Below are 14,982 nucleotides of genomic sequence, written 5' to 3'. Positions count from 1 at the left end.
GCGTCAAAGCACCACCACCCCGCTATGCTTCGCCTTGCCCTCCGGTTCGACATGAATGGTGATGACGGCGCTGCCAAGGGTGGACTTCAGCGCCGCCTCAATGCGGTCGCAGATGTCATGCGCCTCGGAGACCGGCATGGCGCCGGGGACGACAAGGTGGAACTCGACAAAGGTGATCCGCCCGGCGCGGCGGGTGCGGAGGTCATGCGCCTCCAGTGCGCCGGTGGCCTCGGCGGAGAGGAGGCCACGGATCTGGCTTAATTCCTCCGGCCGCACCGCCTCGTCCATGAGGCCGCCGACGCTTTCGCGCAGCAGGCGAGCGCCGGAGAAGAGGATCATAATGGCGGTGGCGCCGGCCAGCACGGGATCGAGCCAGAGGAGGCCGGTCATCGCGACCAGGCCCACGCCGACGATCACCCCGGCCGAGGTCACCACATCCGACATGAGGTAATGCGAATCGGCCACCAGGGCGGGCGATCCCAGACGCTTGCCCCGCCTTCGCAGGATGGTGGCCCATGTGCCGTTGATGACGGTGGCAACGAAGGAGAGGGCAAGGCCCAGGGCCGGCTGGTCGGGCGCACGGAGGCGCCAGAGGGACTGGTACACCTCCTGCAGGATCATGGAGGCGGCGACGAGGATCAGCGTGCCTTCCAGCACCGCCGAGAAATACTCCACCTTGGCGTGGCCATAGGGGTGGTTGTCGTCCGCCGGTAGGGCCGAGTAGCGGACGGCGGCGAGCGCGGCCGAGGCGGCGGCGACATTCACCACTGTTTCCAGCATGTCGGCGAAGAGGGCCGTGCTGCCAGTCAGCCACCATGCCGCCCCCTTGAGGGCGAGCACGGTGAGGCCGACGCCAAGGCTGGTCCAGGCGGTGCGTTCGGTGGGACTCATCCGCCCCCGAATAGCCCGCCTGGGCCTAGACCGAGAAGTACTTCGCGCGCGGGTGGTGCAGCACGATCGCGGAGGTGGATTGCTCTGGATGCAGTTGCCACTCGTCCGAGATCGTGACTCCGATCCGGTCGGCCTTCAGCAGGCGCAGCAAGGGCTCCTGGTCCTCCAGCTTCGGGCAGGCGGGGTAGCCGAAGGAGTAGCGGCCGCCGCGATAGCCCTGGGAGAGCATTTTCTCCATGTCTCGCGCGTCCTCTCCGGCATAGCCGAGCTCGGCGCGGATGCGCTTGTGGACGTATTCGGCCATGCCCTCGGCCATCTCGACCGAGAGGCCGTGCAGGTACAGGTAGTCCTGGTAGCGGTTTTCCTCGAACCATTCCCGGGCCATGTCACTGGCCTTCTGGCCGACGGTGACGACCTGCAGGCCGATGACATCGCGTCCCTCCGGGCCATCATCGATGTCGCGCACGAAGTCGGCAATGCAGTCGCCATCCTCCTTGGGCTGGCGCGGCAGGGTAAAGCGGGTGACCTCGGTGACGCCGTCCTCCTCGAAGAGGATGAGGTCGTTGCCCTGACCGGCACATTTCCAATAGCCGTAGATGGCCTGCGGCTTGAGGATCTGCCCTTCGTCGGCGATGCCGAGCATCCGGCGCAGCACCGGGCGCAGTTCCTGCTTCGCCCAGCCCAGGAAATCGTCCAGGGAGCGGCCCTGCTTCCGGAAGCCCCACTGGAATTGGTAGAGGCTGCGCTCGTTGATGAAGGGGACGATGGCCTTGGTCGGGGCCTCGATCACCTTGGCGCCCCAGAAGGGCGGGGTCGGCACGGGCTCATCCGCCGTCATGCGATGGCGGCGTTCCTTCGCATAACCGATCTCGACTGGGGCGAAGCCGCGGGCATCCGCCGTGCCGAGGGTGCGGCGCTCGCTGCGGCCCTTGCCTGTCCGCTTGGCCTGGAGAGCGGCGAGGTAGTCGTCGAAGCCGTTGCCCATCACCCGGTCCATCAGGTGCAGGCCGTCGAAGGCATCGCGCGCATAGGCGACGCGGCCGGAGGCATAGGCCTTCACGCAGTCGTCCTCGACATAGTTGCGCGTCAGCGCGGCGCCGCCGAGCATGACCGGGATGTCCACGCCCTGACGGGACATTTCCTCCAGGTTCTCGCGCATCACGACCGTGGACTTCACCAGCAGGCCTGACATGCCGATGGCATGCGCCTTGTGCTCCTTGGCGGCGGTGACGATGTCGGCCAGCGGCACCTTGATGCCGAGATTGACAACCTTGTAGCCGTTGTTGGTCAGGATGATGTCGACCAGGTTCTTGCCGATGTCGTGCACGTCGCCCTTCACCGTGCCGAGCACGATCGTGCCCTTCTCCTGGCCCTCCACCTTGACCATGTGCGGCTCGAGATAGGCGACCGCGGCCTTCATGGTCTCGGCGGATTGGAGCACGAAGGGCAGCTGCATCTTGCCGGCGCCGAACAGCTCGCCCACCACCTTCATGCCGTCCAGCAGCACGTCGTTGATGATGGAGAGCGGGGCGATGCCCTTGGCGAGCGCGTCGGCCAGCTCATCATCCAGCCCCTTGCGGTCGCCGTCGACGATGCGGTCCTTCAGCCGGCCCTCCACGGTCTCGGCCTTGGCGCGCTTGGCGGTGTCGGCCGCCTTGCGGCCGGAGAAGACCTCCAGCAGCTTCTGCAGCGGGTCGTAGCCCTCGGCGCGACGGTCGAAGATCAAGTCCTCGGCAACCTGCACCTCCTCGGGCGGGATGAGGTGCAGCGGCTTGATCTTGGAGACGTGGACGATCGCGCCCGTCATCCCCGCCTTCACGGCGTGATCGAGGAAGACGCTGTTCAACACGTGGCGGGCGGCCGGGTTGAGGCCGAAGGAGATGTTGGACAGGCCGAGGATGATCTGGATGTCCGGGAACTTGTCCCGGATCATGCGGATGCCCTCCAGCGTCCACTGGCCGAGCTTGCGGTCGTCCTCGTTGCCCGTGGCGATGGTGAAGGTCAGCGGGTCGATCATCAGGTCGGATTGCGGCAGACCGTGCTTGGTGCAGGCGAAGTCCACGAGGCGCTCGGCGATGCGCAGCTTGTCCTCCGCAGTCTTCGCCATGCCCACCTCGTCGATGGTAAGCGCGATGACGGCGGCGCCGAACTTCTTGGCCAGCAGAAGGCGCTCATGCGCGTGCCCCTCGCCATCCTCGAAATTGATCGAGTTGATGATGGGCTTGCCGCCATGCAGCTTCAGCGCGGCCTCGATCACCGGGGTCTCGGTGGAATCGATCACGAGGGGCGCGTTCACGGAGGAGGTGAAGCGCGTGATCACCTCGTTCATCTCCGCGATCTCGTCGCGGCCGACGAAGGCGGTGCAGACGTCAAGCGAGTTGGAACCTTCGGCGACCTGCTCGCGCCCGATGGCGACGCAGCCGTCCCAGTCATGCGCTTCCTGCCGCTGGCGCCACACCTTCGAGCCATTGGCGTTACAGCGCTCGCCGATGGAGAAATACGCGTTCTCCTGCCGCAGCGCGACAGAGCCGTAGAGGCTGGCGACGGACGGGATCCAGACAGGCTTGCGCAGCACCGGCGCGGGGCGGTGGTTCGCGCCACCGAGCTTGCGCAGCATCCCGTCCAGCGCCTGGATATGCGGGATGGAGGTGCCGCAGCAGCCGCCGATGAGGTTCATCCCGTCCTCGAGGACGAAGCGCTCCATCCAGCTCGCCATCTCCTCGGCGCCGAGTGGGTAGTGCGTCGCGCCATCCACCAGTTCGGGCAGCCCGGCATTGGGCTGGCAGGAGATCATCCCGCGCCAGTTCTGCGACAGCCAGCGAACGTGCTCGGCCATCTCCTGCGGGCCAGTGGCGCAGTTGAGGCCGATCAGCGGGACGTCCAGGGAGTCGATCACCGTCGCGGCCGCGGCAATGTCGGGGCCGACGAGCAGCGTTCCGGTCGTCTCCACCGTCACCTGCACGAAGATGGGGATGTTCACCCCCGCTTCCGCGATGGCGCGCTTGGCGCCGTTCACGGCGGCCTTGATGAACAGCGTGTCCTGGTTCGTCTCGGTCAGGAGAGCATCGGCGCCGCCTTCGATCAGGCCGCGGCACTGCTCGGTGAGCGCATCCTCCAGCGTGTCGTAGGGGATGTGGCCAAGGCTCGGCAGGCGGGTGCCGGGGCCGATATCGCCGATCACCCAGCGGTGGCGGCTGTCGCCGAAGCTCTCGGCGGCCTCGCGCGCCAGCTCGACGGCGCGGCGATTGATCTCGCGCGTGCGGGCGGTCAGGTCGAACTCGCCGAGGGTGATGGGGCTGCCGCCGAAGGTGTTGGTCAGCACCATGTCGGCGCCGGCCTCGAAGTAGCCGCGATGGATCTCCCGCACGAGGTCGGGGCGCGAGAGGTTCAGCACCTCCGTGCAGTTCTCCTGGCCCCAGTAGTCCTTCTCGATATCGAGGGTCAGGGCCTGCACGCGGCTGCCCATGGCGCCGTCGCAGAGCAGCACGCGGTCGCGGAGGGCGTCGAGCAGATGCGGTCGGGACATTCTCACTCTCTCAGGCGGGCTGCACGGCGGTCGCGCGATGCGCGGACCACAGGCGGACATTCAGGGGGCCGGGCACGTCCACCGGCGGGGAGAGGGCGCAGCCGGTCTCGCCGAGCCAGCCGGCGATTTGCGCGTCGTCGAAGCCGGGCCAACGATGGGCGTGGCGCTCCATCAGCTCGGCGCGGGAATGGGGGGCGAGGTCCAGGATCAGCAGCGTGCCGTCGGGCGAGAGGACGCGCGCGGCCTCGGCCAAGGCCGCGGCAGGATCCTCGGCATAGTGCAGCACCATCTGCAGCGTGACGGCGTCGAAGCCCGCATCCGGGAAGGGCAGGCGGTACATGTCGGCCTGGCGCACGGCGCAGCGCGGGGCGAGGCCACGCTCGGCGAGGCGGCCGCGGGCGAGGGCCAGCATATCGCGGCTGGCATCCACGCCGAGGGCCGCGTCGCAGCGGTCGGCTACGAGTTCGAGAAGCTGGCCGGTGCCGGCACCAATATCCAGCAGGCGACCGATGCGGTCGGGCAACGCCTGCAGCAGCGCGGCCTCGATCGCGGCGGCAGGCAGGCCGAGGGCGCGCATCTCGTCCCAGTCGGCGCCGGCGCTGCGAAAGGCCTCGGAAGCGGCGCGGACACGTTCGGCGCCGAGACGGGCGGCGAGGCGGCGGTCGGCGGCGAGAAGCGGGTCATCCTCGGGCAGACGGGCGAGGATGGCGCGCGCCAAGTCGGCCCGGGCCGCGAGCGAGAAATAGACGTTGGATCCTTCGGGCATGCGTTCCAGAAGCCCGGCTTCCACCAGCAGCTTCAAGTGGCGCGACAGGCGCGGCTGGGACTGGCCGAGGGCGGCGCAGAGATCGGTGACACAATGGGCGCCGCGGGCGCAGAGCGCGAGCAGGCGGAGCCGCGTCGGCTCGGCGGCGGCACGAAGCTGGGCCAGGGTCTCGTCCATGGCTTGAACATGACATAACAATATCTTTATGTCTATTGGAAAGGAGCCCCCGCCCCATGCCCGTCTTTGCCGATGGCCGTATCCCCCTCTCCATCGTCGGGAGTGAGGCAGCGCTGGCCGCGAGCCTTGCCGGCGGTGCCAAGGTCGCCTTGCTGGCGGAGGAGCCCCCTGCCCTCCTCCCGCCCGGGATCGTCGCCAGCGCCGGGTTCGAGCCGGGCGCGGCGCATCCGGCGGCCTGCACCTGCTGCGTCGGGCGGGTTCCGATGGCGCAGGCGCTGGACGCGCTGTTCCTGGACCGGGTGAAGGGCGTTGTACCCTGGTTCGATCGGGTGGTCGCGCTGCTGCCCTCGCCCGACCGGCAGACGGAGCTGGACGTGATCCTGCACATGGACGGCGTGGTCTCGGCGCGATACCGGCCGGGCTGATCCGCGGCTTGCGGCGCGCCCGAGCTGCGTGCTGCATTTCCCTCTCGAGCGGGACGAACCTGCCGGGACTGGGAGGATTGGGTGAGACGACGCCCGTTGATAGCGGCCGCGCTCGGTGCGGCAGCCGGTTGGAGCACGGGGCGTCCTGCCCGGTCCCAGACATCGCTTCCGGGCTGGCCGAGCCGGCCGATGCGGATGATCGTGCCCTTCGCAGCGGGTGGCGCCACGGACATTCTCGCCCGTGCGCTGGCGAACCGCTTTCAGGCCGAGTGGCCGCAGCCCGTGGTGGTGGAGAACCGCACCGGGGCGGGCGGAACGATCGGGACCGAGGCGGTGGCGCGGTCGGCGCCCGACGGGCATGTGCTGCTGCTCGGTACCAGCGCGACCCAGGCGATCACGCCGCATCTCTATCCCAGCCTCTCCTACGACACGGTCCGGGATTTCGCGCCGGTCTCCATGGTGGCCACGGTGCCGATGGTGCTGGTGGTGCATCCCTCCGTCCCGGCGCGGGACGTGGCGGGGCTGGTCGCCCACGCGAAGGCTCGGCCGGGGCAGGTCACCTTCGCCTCCTCCGGACAGGGAGCGATTACGCATCTCGCCTCCGAGCTGTTCGCGGCGAAGGCGGGCATCCAGCTCACCCATGTGCCCTATCGGGGCAGCGCGCCGGCCATTGCGGACCTTCTGGCGGGGCGGGTGCTGATGATGATTGACCATGCGCCGACGGTGCTGCCGCATATCCGCGCGGGCGGGCTATTGGCGCTGGGAACGGCGGGGCCGGAGCGGACGCCGATGCTGCCGGAAGCGCCGACGCTGGCCTCTGCGGTGCCGGGGGTGGAGGTGACCTCCTGGTTCGGGCTGCTGGCGGCGGCGGGAACGCCCGCGCCCATCCTGGCCGCACTGAACGAGGCCACGCGGCGGGCGCTGACGGATGCGGAGGTGGTGGCGCGGCTGCGCGAGCAGGGCGCGGATGCCCGAGCGGGCACGCCGGAGGAGTTCGCCGCCTTCATCGCCGAGGACCGGACGCGCTGGGGCAGCGTGGTGCGCGGGGCGGGGGTGACCGCCGGCTAGAGTACGGCGCACCGCCCATGCTGCATGGCAGGGGCGGTGCGGCCTTTCACTCCGGGGTGCGCTGCGGCGCCGGGATGAAGCCGACCGGCGTCATCAGCTTGTTCTCCTGCGACAGCAGGTAGCCGGCATCGGCGCTCATCTGCAGATAGGCGGCCCAGGCGGGATCCGCCTGCATGGCGGCGCGGCGGCGGGCGCGGTCGGCGGCATCCTCGTACATCCAGATATGGACGTAGCTGTTCACGTCGCCGGTCTCGGTGGTGAGATAGGCGAGCGGCATGCCGAGATGGCGCTTCTGAACCGCCCAGCCATGCTCCTCATAGAGCGCGAGATGGCGCTTCAGCGTGCCCGGGCGGCAGATATAGGTGCGGTGGTCCAGGAGCATGCCCGTCCGTTTCTCCTCTTGGTCTGGCTGAGCCTGCCGGAGCCGGTTGGCCCCCGATTCAGGCGCAGGGGAGGAGCCCATATCCGCCGGGTGGCGTCAACGCGGCCAGGGATGCGGGCCGGTTAGGCCGGGGTGGAGCGGTCGCCCTCGCCGAGGGCCTTCTGCATGTAGACCACGTCCACCCAGCGGCCGAACTTCAGGCCGACGGCCTTGAGGATGCCGGCCTGCTTGAAGCCGAGGGAGAGGTGGAGGCCGATGGAGCCGACATTTTCCGAATCTCCGATCACCGCGACCATCTGGCGGAAGCCGGCCGCCTCGGCGCGGTCCAGCAGTTCCGCCACCAGCGCCTTGCCAACGCCCTGGCCGCGCACGTCGTCGCGGACATAGATGGAATCCTCCGCGGTGTGGCCCCAGGCCGAGCGGGGATGGAACTTGGCGAAATAGCCGTATCCGAGGACCCTGCCCTCCTCCTCCACCACGATCCAGGCAAGGCCGGCCTCCTGGATGCGGGCGATCCGGGCGGCGACCTCCTCCACCGCCGGCGGCTCCTCCTCGAAGGTGCCGGTGCCGTGCAGCACGTGATGCGCGTAGATCGCGGCGATGGCGGGGGCGTCGTCGGGGGTCGCGTCGCGGATCGGCATGGGGGATGCGTAGAGCAGATTCTGGGCGTGGGGAATCACCCGCGGATGAATACCCTGTGCCCGATCCGTCCTGCCGGACCCGCCTCAGACCGGAAGGCCGAGATGCGCCGCCACCCCCTCGGCGAGAGCCAGCAGCGCCCGGTCCCGCCCCGGGGCCGCGACGAAGGAGAGGCCGACGGGCAGGCCATCCACCTGGCCGGCCGGGATCGTGACCTCGGGTAGTCCGCCCATGCCGGCGATGGCGGTGACGCCGATCGTGGTCTCGCGGATCTGGAGCTGCTCCGTCGCCGAGGCGTTGAGCCGGGGCGCGACCAGCGGCGAGGTGGGGTAGACCATTACCGCCCCACCGCCGAGCAGCCCGGCCAGCCGGCGGCGGAAGCCCTGGCGGAAGCTGCGGCCGGCCTGGGCCTGGCCCGGCGGCAGGTCTCGCGCCAGGGTGAAGCGCTCGCCGACGCCGGGGCCGAAGGCCGGACCGGTGCTGGCCACCCAGGCGCCCAGCGTCGCCCAGGCCTCCTCGGCCTGGGTGCAGCGGAAATGCTCGTACAGCACGGGCAGGCCCTCGGGCACGATGCAGGCCGAAACGGCGGGGCCGAGCAGCCGGGTCACCTCCTCGAGCGCCGGCCCGAGGGCGGCGGCGACGTCGGGATGAGCGTTGATCCAGGCCTCCTCGATCCGCAGCACGGGGCCGAGAGGGGCGTCGCCGCCCTCGGGCAGGAGCACCTCGCCGGCGCGGCGCAGCACCGAGGCGCGGGCGGCGAACCAGCCGGCGGTGTCGTAGGAAGGTCCGAGAGGCCTGGCGCCGACGAGGGAAACGGCGCCCCAGCTCGGCCGGATGCCGTAAATGCCGCAATAGGAGGCAGGGATGCGGACGGAGCCGCCGGTGTCGGAGCCGAAGGCGATGTCCGCCTCGCTGGCCGCGACCACCGCGGCGCTGCCGCAGGAGGATCCGCCGGGGAAGCGGTCCGGCGCCGCGGGGTTGATGGGGGTACCGTACCAGACGTTCTCGCCGGTCAGACCGTAGGCGAGTTCGACCGTCTTGGTTTTGCCGACGAAGCGGGCCCCGGCCTCTGCGAGCGCGAGAACGGCCGGGGCGGTGGCGACCGCGACGGGATGGGTGCGCGCCCAGTCGGGATTGCCGTAGGTCGTGGGAGAACCGGCGACGTCGTAGAGATCCTTCGCCGCGAAGGTGAGGCCCAGGAGCGGTCCCTCCGGCGCCGCGGCAAGGGAGGCGCGCTCCCCGGGCATGAAGCCACTCTCGCGATCCGAATAGGCCATCGATCCGCCCCTGATTATGGGCGGATGCTGCGGCAGTGTCCTCACCCTGTCCATCCGGCCCCGCGGTTTCGTGCGGGGCCGGACGGGCACTTCAGCGCGCGCGCAGCAGCTCCGGCACGCGCAGCAGAACGATCTCGTTGTCATCAGCGCGGGTCAGGTGGCGGCCGGCGCTGAAGGGCAGGTTGTTGTCGTTGCCGAGGATGATGTGGTCGGCATCGACCATTGCCACGTTCTCGATGGTGAAGAAGGGGAAGGTGAAGCGGTCGCGAGGGGCGTCGGGGGCGATGTCGCCGCGCTGACGGGCAACAGCCTCGGGATCGCGGATCTGCATCAGGTCGATGTAGCCGAGCTTCTTCACAAACCCATCGGCATCCACCTCGCCAAGGTCGATCAGCGACACGCGCTTCACCCGGGCCGGGCTGTGGAAGCAGGCGGGCGGAGTCTGGCCAGCCGCGCAGGCGCGGGCCGGGTCGCCCTCGCCGTCGTCACGCTCGATCACCAGGGCGCGGCGGTCGTCGATCATGTTGAAGTCGCCGATGGATGTCGCGCCCTCGGCGAAGCGGAAGCGGAGATTGCGGCCGGTCCAGCCGCCGCGCGCCGCGTCCAGCTCGAGAATGCGAAGGAAGGCGCCCTCGGGCTGGCCCTGTGCCGTCAGCAGCGGCTTCTCGAGCATGGCGTAGAGGCGGCTGCCGTCGGGGCTGGCGGCCATACCCTCATAGCCGCCGCTGCGCTGCGACTCGAAGGCGACCGTGCCGGTGGGCAGGGTGGGGACGGAGAGATCGGGGTGGTCGGGGCTGCGGATGGCGCGGTTGTCGATGGTCGTCTCGACGACGCGCTGCACGCGGCCCTCGCCATCCACCTGGATGAGGAAGGGGCCGAACTCGTCGCCGATCCAGAAGCCGCCGTTCACGGGCTGGATGGACTCGATGTCGAAGTCGCTGCCGGTAAGGTAGCGGCGATCGGTGCCCTCATGCGCGATGCGGAAGGGGACGCGGCGCTCGGGGTCCGAGAGGAAGATGGTCTGCAGGACCTGAACGGTGCCGGCGCGGAAGTCCGGGCGGATCTTGTGAAGCATCAGCAGCGCGTCCGGGGAGTTGCGCTTGTTGCCGAAGCCGTTGTCGGTGAGCACCCAATAAGCGCCGGCCTCACCGGTGACCGGCTTGATACCGGAGAAGCCCTGCACGGCCTGACCTTGGAAGGGGAAGGAAAGGCCTGTCGCGCGGCCATTCGGCGCGGGTCCGGTGGTGCCGGGGATGCTGCCGGCCGCATCGACGCGGCGATTGCCGGAACCCGCGAACTTGCCAGAGATGCGCGCATCGGCCGGGGCATCGGCCGGGGGCTGGATCATGGTGTTGGCGGGGAGGATGGCGTGACCCTCCAGCACCGCCTCGAAGCGCTGCTCCTGCGCATCGGCCACGCCGGGCAGGAAGGCACCGGCCAAGGTGAGAAGGGCGGCGGAGGCCAGGAGGATGGCACGCATGATCGGAAGTCCCCGAGAGTGGCGGGCGGGGCTTACGGAGATCGCGTTGCGATGGTGCGACCGATAGATGACGAAGCCGTGTCGCTCATGGTGGTGGGCGGCACCCGGCCGGCGCGGGTCAGGCCGCGGCAGCGCCCAGCAGCAAGGATGCTGCGGCGCCAGTGGTCAGGCCCCAGCGCAGGCGCAGATAGGCTTGGGGAACGAGGCCCCGGCGCGCGGCCAGGGTTTCGACGACCGAGGTCGCCAGGATGATCGCGGCCACCGCCAGCAGCCCGCCCCGGACAGACAGCAGAAGCATCGCGGCCCAGGCCAGAAGCGCGGGTAGCACGCCCAGGCCCATCCGCGCCCAGGCTGCCCCTGCCTCCCCAGCCAGCGGGCGCAGCGCCAGACCCCAGTGCACGGCGCCAAGGAAGGAGGCGATGCAGACGCCATAGGCGAGCAGCATTGTCAGGGTCGGGGTGCGCCAGTCCGGCGAGAGAAGGGCGAGGCCGGCCAGCCCCATGAAGGGGATCAGCCCGGCGGGGCCGAGCAGGCGGGCGGGGGTGGGCAGCGCGTCATCCATGCGACCGCATTTCGTGCCGCGGCACGGGTCCGCAAGGCCGGTTGGGCTCAGCCGACCAGCCAGGGCAGCGGCGGTGCTTCCACCCGCGCGAGGGAGGTGCGGGGACGGCCCTCAAGGTCCCAGTTGGCGTCGCTCAGCCAAGCTTCGATCGCATCCCGACGCGCCGGCCACTCATCGGCCAGGATGGAGAACTGGGCGGTGTCCCGCAGCCGTCCCTTGATCACCTTGATGGCCCGCAGCGTACCCTCGTAGCGGAAGCCCAGCCGGGCGGCGGCGTTGCGCGAAGGCTGGTTCAGCGCGTGGCATTTCCAGACCAGGCGGCGGTAGCCGAGATCGTCCATGGCGTGGCGCATGAGGAGGAACATGGCCTCCGTCGCCGCGCGGCTGCGTTGGAGGCGCGGCGAGAACCAGATATGGCCGATCTCGATCGCGGAATCGGCAGGGGCGATCTCCATCAGAGTGAGCCAGCCATCGGCGGTGCCGGTGGCGTGCTGCCGGACGGCCCAGGCCATGGGATCGTGCTGCGCTGCGAAACCGGCGACGTGCCGGCGCATGGCAGCCTCATCGGTGAAGGGGCCGTAACCGAGATAGGCCCAGCCCGGCTCGGCGCCGGGGGACCCGGCGGCCCTCCAGAGCTCGGCGGCTTGGTCGGCATGGAGCGGCTCGAGCGTCACGCTCTCGCCCCGATGAGTGATGCGGGAGGGGAGCGGGCGGGGGGTCGGGTCAACTTCGGGGCCCAGCGGGGGCGGGTTCGGGGAATCGGACATGCGAGGATGCTGCGCCGGCCGGGCGCCCCCGTTCAAGGAGGGGTGAGGCACGCTGCATTGCACATGGCGCGCCCCGACCCCATACCGTCCGGCCATGCCGAACGACGCCTCCCCCTCCAAGACCGGCCCGGACCCGAAGCGGCCGGCCATGTCCGCCTTCCACGAAGCGGAGGTGCTGTCCGTCCGCCATTGGACCGACCGCCTCTTCTCCTTCACCTGCACGCGGGAACCGGGTTTCCGCTTCGCCGCCGGGCAGTTCGCGATGATCGGGCTGATGGTGGAAGGGAAGCCGCTGATGCGGGCCTATTCCGTCGCTTCCCCGCCCTGGGAGGAGACGCTGGAGTTCCTCTCGATCAAGGTGCAGGACGGGCCGCTCACCTCCCGGCTGCAGATGATCCAGCCGGGGGACGCCGTGCTGATCAACCGCAAGCCTGTCGGCACGCTGCTGCTCGACAACCTGATCCCCGGCAAGAACCTGTGGTTCCTCTCCACCGGCACGGGCCTCGCGCCCTTCATGTCGCTCATCCGCGAACCCGAATGCTACGACCGTTTCGAGAAGGTGGTGGTGACGCACACCGTGCGCGAGGTGGAGGAGCTGGCCTATCGCGACTACATCACGCAGGAGCTGATGGAGCACGAATTCCTGGGCGAGATGGTCCGGGACAAGCTGCTCTACTATCCCAGCGTGACGCGCGAGGAGTTCGTGAACCGCGGACGCATCACGGAGCTGCTGGACAGCGGGAAGATCTTCTCCGATCTCTGCCTGCCGCCGCTCTCAGCGGAGAATGACCGGGTGATGCTCTGCGGCTCGCCGGAGATGCTGGTGGACACCAAGGCGCGGCTGGAAGCGCTGGGAATGCGCGAGGGCAGCGCGCATGAGCCCGGGCATTTCGTGGTCGAGCGCGCCTTCGTAGACAAGTAGCGCGCCCTTTCGGCACCGGCCGCTCCCTTATCGGCCCAGCCGCGCGAGCCGGCCTTCACGCGCCGCCTGGATCGCGGCGTCGGCATCGGCCGGCAGCAACAGGCGCTCGGCGACCATCCGCGCCGTCGCGGCGCGCACCGCGGCGTCGTAGGCGTCCGGGGTCGGGTAGAGCGCTTCCAGGGACGGCCGCGGGTCGCGCGCCGCCTCCCGCTCCGCCTCGGTCGCAGCGAAGGGCAGCACGCTGCCGACCTGCGTGCAAAGCTCCTGTGGCCCGTCCGTATCCCGCTGGGCGTTCCAGCCGACATAGGTGGCGCGGGGCGCATCCAGCAACGGCAGGCGCAGGCCGGCGACCGCGTTGCCGTCCAGCCCGGCGCGCGGAAGGAAGAGCGGGTAGCTGCCGCGCACCGTCGGCAGCGGCGCGGTCCCCTCGATCAGCTCCGCCCGCACGTACTGGCCGCGATAGGCGAGGCCGGGGATGGCGGGATAGACCTGCGCGGCAGGGACCAAAGTGCCCTGCCCGCGCATGGGATAGCGGCTGGCGGGCGGCTCCGTGCCGTCCCGTAGCCAGGCCTCCATCGCGACCATCAGCGCGCGCAGCGCGGGGCCGCCGTTGATCGGGTTCAGCGGCAGCGTGCAGCTCGGGCTGGGACGCGCCACCGCATCCGCCGGATTACCGTGCGGCGCGCCGGAGAGAAGGAACAGCCGCACATCCGGCGGCATGTCGATGTGGTTCCCGCGCGTATCCGTGACGAGAAGGCTGGCCTGGGATCCCCAGAACTCGAACTCGGAGTCCATGTGGATGATCTTGGGGCAGGTGTTGTTCAGGCGGCAGCGCAGGAGGATCCCGTCGCGCCGCCCGCTCAGGCTGTCCTCCATCACCGGGTAGGTGAAGGGGAATTGCAGCACGGGGAACAGACGGTCGTACTGCGGCCCGGGGTTCCGGCCGGGCTGGGCGAAGCGGGCATTGGTGAAGCTGCGGCGGGCGCCGGGGATGATCGGCATCATCCCTTCGAAGACGATCCGCCCCGCCTCGTCCTCGTTCATGCCGAAATACAGCAGGTCGCGCAGTGCGCGGCCGGATTGCGAGATGCCCAGGCCAATGGCGTAGTCGATGCCGCTGCGGCCCTCGCTCGCCAGCGGGTTGGTAGGGCCGGTCTCGCGCCGGAGGAAGCTCGCCACGTCACGCATCGCGGCGAGGCCCATGCCGGAAAGCTTGGGATCACGCGCCTCGTAGGTGATCTCGTAGAGCGCGCCGGGAGCGGCGCCGGCAGGTCGGTCGATCTCGACCGTCGTGTCGTCGATGAAGCGGAGCGTGAGGGTCTCCGGCCGTGCACGCTCCATATCAGTGCGGTCGCGGACAGTGATGCGGGCGGAGGCGCGGTCGGCGGCCGGGTATGAGAGCGTGACCCGCTTCGGCGTGGCGGTGTCCGCGAAGGTGAACTCCTCGCGCGATGGGCCGGTGATGCCGGAACCCACGGGCACGTCGATGCGCAGCAGGTTGTCGCCGGCTGGCGCGTCGAGCTGCCACCCCGCCCAGACAAGCGTGTAGCCCTGTTCGAGGAGAAAGCCGTTGCCGGCATCCTCCGGCCGCTGCAGGCGGATCGCACCGTTGCCATCGGCGTCCTGCGCCCAGCCGGTGAGGAGCTTGCGGCCGCGATTCGGCACTTCCAGCACCATCGTGCCGCTCGGGCGCGCGGGGCGGAGGATGACCACGTCGGTCATCGCCTCCACACGCCCCTGCGCGTTGCGGGGCGCACGGCCAATATCGGCGATCACCGCGTTGCGCGGGTCCGTGGGATCGAGCGCGATCGTGGCGCGCGCCGTGATCTTCTCCGCCGCGCCGCGCGTGCCGAAATCGCGGCCACCCAGCGCCGAGGCCTCACGCGCGGTGATGTCGAACCGCGTGACCTCGGCCGCGGCAGGACAGGCCGACATTGCCAGGGCGAGGCATGCGAGCGAGCGCGCCACCAATCCTGCCGTCATGGCTCGTTTCCCGTTCCTTCTGCATTTGCGGAGCATGGGCGCCCTGTGCGGATCGTGCAAAATCCTTTCAGCAACGGGTTTCATTGTGCATTGCAATATTTCGGAAGACTAAGAAAA

General features: G+C 69.8%; 13 protein-coding genes. 3 read left to right on the top strand and 10 right to left on the bottom strand.

Going from position 1 to position 14,982, the window contains the following annotated elements; genetic code table 11:
• Positions 1-3: 3 nt before the first annotated feature.
• Genes ACVBD7_RS01490 through ACVBD7_RS01480 form a run of 3 tightly spaced genes read right to left on the bottom strand, consistent with a single transcriptional unit; the run spans position 4 to position 5,360 of the window.
• On the bottom strand, positions 4-891 hold the full coding sequence (locus tag ACVBD7_RS01490; RefSeq protein ID WP_458095754.1) for a cation diffusion facilitator family transporter: 888 nt from the start codon (positions 889-891) through the stop codon (positions 4-6).
• Between the two features lie 25 nt (positions 892-916).
• Positions 917-4,417, bottom strand: a complete 3,501-nt coding sequence (gene metH / locus ACVBD7_RS01485; RefSeq protein WP_458095753.1) for a methionine synthase — start codon at positions 4,415-4,417, stop codon at positions 917-919.
• Positions 4,418-4,427: 10 nt separating this feature from the next.
• Positions 4,428-5,360, bottom strand: coding sequence for an ArsR/SmtB family transcription factor (locus tag ACVBD7_RS01480; RefSeq protein WP_458095752.1), 933 nt, complete (start codon positions 5,358-5,360; stop codon positions 4,428-4,430).
• 56 nt (positions 5,361-5,416) lie between these two features.
• On the opposite strand from ACVBD7_RS01480, the gene ACVBD7_RS01475 reads away from it, so the two are divergent.
• A complete protein-coding gene (locus ACVBD7_RS01475; protein ID WP_458095751.1) occupies positions 5,417-5,785 on the top strand; it encodes a hypothetical protein in 369 nt (122 codons plus the stop codon).
• A gap of 189 nt (positions 5,786-5,974) precedes the next feature.
• Positions 5,975-6,853 carry a tripartite tricarboxylate transporter substrate binding protein gene (locus tag ACVBD7_RS01470; protein ID WP_458095750.1) on the top strand — a complete coding sequence of 293 codons (879 nt, stop codon included), beginning with the start codon at positions 5,975-5,977 and terminating at the stop codon, positions 6,851-6,853.
• Between the two features lie 46 nt (positions 6,854-6,899).
• Here ACVBD7_RS01470 and ACVBD7_RS01465 read toward each other — a convergent pair whose 3' ends face one another.
• The 6 genes from ACVBD7_RS01465 to ACVBD7_RS01440 form a co-directional block, all read right to left on the bottom strand.
• Entirely contained in the window at positions 6,900-7,235 is a 336-nt protein-coding gene (locus ACVBD7_RS01465; protein WP_458095749.1) for an NIPSNAP family protein, read from the bottom strand.
• Positions 7,236-7,357: 122 nt separating this feature from the next.
• Positions 7,358-7,876 (bottom strand): N-acetyltransferase family protein, encoded by a 519-nt coding sequence (locus ACVBD7_RS01460; protein ID WP_458095748.1) that lies wholly within the window; start codon positions 7,874-7,876, stop codon positions 7,358-7,360.
• A gap of 84 nt (positions 7,877-7,960) precedes the next feature.
• Positions 7,961-9,151, bottom strand: a complete 1,191-nt coding sequence (locus tag ACVBD7_RS01455; RefSeq protein WP_458095747.1) for an amidase — start codon at positions 9,149-9,151, stop codon at positions 7,961-7,963.
• A 91-nt stretch (positions 9,152-9,242) separates the two neighbouring features.
• Complete coding sequence (locus ACVBD7_RS01450; protein WP_458095746.1) at positions 9,243-10,631, bottom strand: esterase-like activity of phytase family protein; 1,389 nt, start codon at positions 10,629-10,631, stop codon at positions 9,243-9,245.
• Between the two features lie 118 nt (positions 10,632-10,749).
• On the bottom strand, positions 10,750-11,193 hold the full coding sequence (locus tag ACVBD7_RS01445; protein WP_458095745.1) for a DUF3429 domain-containing protein: 444 nt from the start codon (positions 11,191-11,193) through the stop codon (positions 10,750-10,752).
• A 47-nt stretch (positions 11,194-11,240) separates the two neighbouring features.
• Complete coding sequence (locus ACVBD7_RS01440) at positions 11,241-11,960, bottom strand: GNAT family N-acetyltransferase (RefSeq protein ID WP_458095744.1); 720 nt, start codon at positions 11,958-11,960, stop codon at positions 11,241-11,243.
• A 94-nt stretch (positions 11,961-12,054) separates the two neighbouring features.
• On the opposite strand from ACVBD7_RS01440, the gene ACVBD7_RS01435 reads away from it, so the two are divergent.
• Positions 12,055-12,882 carry a ferredoxin--NADP reductase gene (locus tag ACVBD7_RS01435; RefSeq protein ID WP_458095743.1) on the top strand — a complete coding sequence of 276 codons (828 nt, stop codon included), beginning with the start codon at positions 12,055-12,057 and terminating at the stop codon, positions 12,880-12,882.
• 27 nt (positions 12,883-12,909) lie between these two features.
• Here the strand turns inward: ACVBD7_RS01435 and ACVBD7_RS01430 are convergent, their stop codons facing one another.
• The gene (locus tag ACVBD7_RS01430) at positions 12,910-14,865 is read right to left on the bottom strand and encodes an alpha/beta hydrolase domain-containing protein (protein ID WP_458095742.1); all 1,956 of its coding nucleotides are present in this window, start codon (positions 14,863-14,865) and stop codon (positions 12,910-12,912) included.
• Between the last annotated feature and the right edge of the window lie 117 nt (positions 14,866-14,982).

The organism is Roseomonas sp. WA12, from assembly GCF_054165765.1.
Note: the sequence above shows the minus strand (reverse complement) of the source record. Positions and strands in the feature narration are given on the sequence as shown.

Bases quoted from the DNA above. Each gene is read 5' to 3' on its own strand.
- ACVBD7_RS01490 (WP_458095754.1), bottom strand. From the start codon at position 891: ATGAGTCCCACCGAACGCACCGCCTGGACCAGCCTTGGCGTCGGCCTC.
- metH (WP_458095753.1), bottom strand. From the start codon at position 4,417: ATGTCCCGACCGCATCTGCTCGACGCCCTCCGCGACCGCGTGCTGCTC.
- ACVBD7_RS01480 (WP_458095752.1), bottom strand. From the start codon at position 5,360: ATGGACGAGACCCTGGCCCAGCTTCGTGCCGCCGCCGAGCCGACGCGG.
- ACVBD7_RS01475 (WP_458095751.1), top strand. From the start codon at position 5,417: ATGCCCGTCTTTGCCGATGGCCGTATCCCCCTCTCCATCGTCGGGAGT.
- ACVBD7_RS01470 (WP_458095750.1), top strand. From the start codon at position 5,975: ATGCGGATGATCGTGCCCTTCGCAGCGGGTGGCGCCACGGACATTCTC.
- ACVBD7_RS01465 (WP_458095749.1), bottom strand. From the start codon at position 7,235: ATGCTCCTGGACCACCGCACCTATATCTGCCGCCCGGGCACGCTGAAG.
- ACVBD7_RS01460 (WP_458095748.1), bottom strand. From the start codon at position 7,876: ATGCCGATCCGCGACGCGACCCCCGACGACGCCCCCGCCATCGCCGCG.
- ACVBD7_RS01455 (WP_458095747.1), bottom strand. From the start codon at position 9,151: ATGGCCTATTCGGATCGCGAGAGTGGCTTCATGCCCGGGGAGCGCGCC.
- ACVBD7_RS01450 (WP_458095746.1), bottom strand. From the start codon at position 10,631: ATGCGTGCCATCCTCCTGGCCTCCGCCGCCCTTCTCACCTTGGCCGGT.
- ACVBD7_RS01445 (WP_458095745.1), bottom strand. From the start codon at position 11,193: ATGGATGACGCGCTGCCCACCCCCGCCCGCCTGCTCGGCCCCGCCGGG.
- ACVBD7_RS01440 (WP_458095744.1), bottom strand. From the start codon at position 11,960: ATGTCCGATTCCCCGAACCCGCCCCCGCTGGGCCCCGAAGTTGACCCG.
- ACVBD7_RS01435 (WP_458095743.1), top strand. From the start codon at position 12,055: ATGCCGAACGACGCCTCCCCCTCCAAGACCGGCCCGGACCCGAAGCGG.
- ACVBD7_RS01430 (WP_458095742.1), bottom strand. From the start codon at position 14,865: ATGACGGCAGGATTGGTGGCGCGCTCGCTCGCATGCCTCGCCCTGGCA.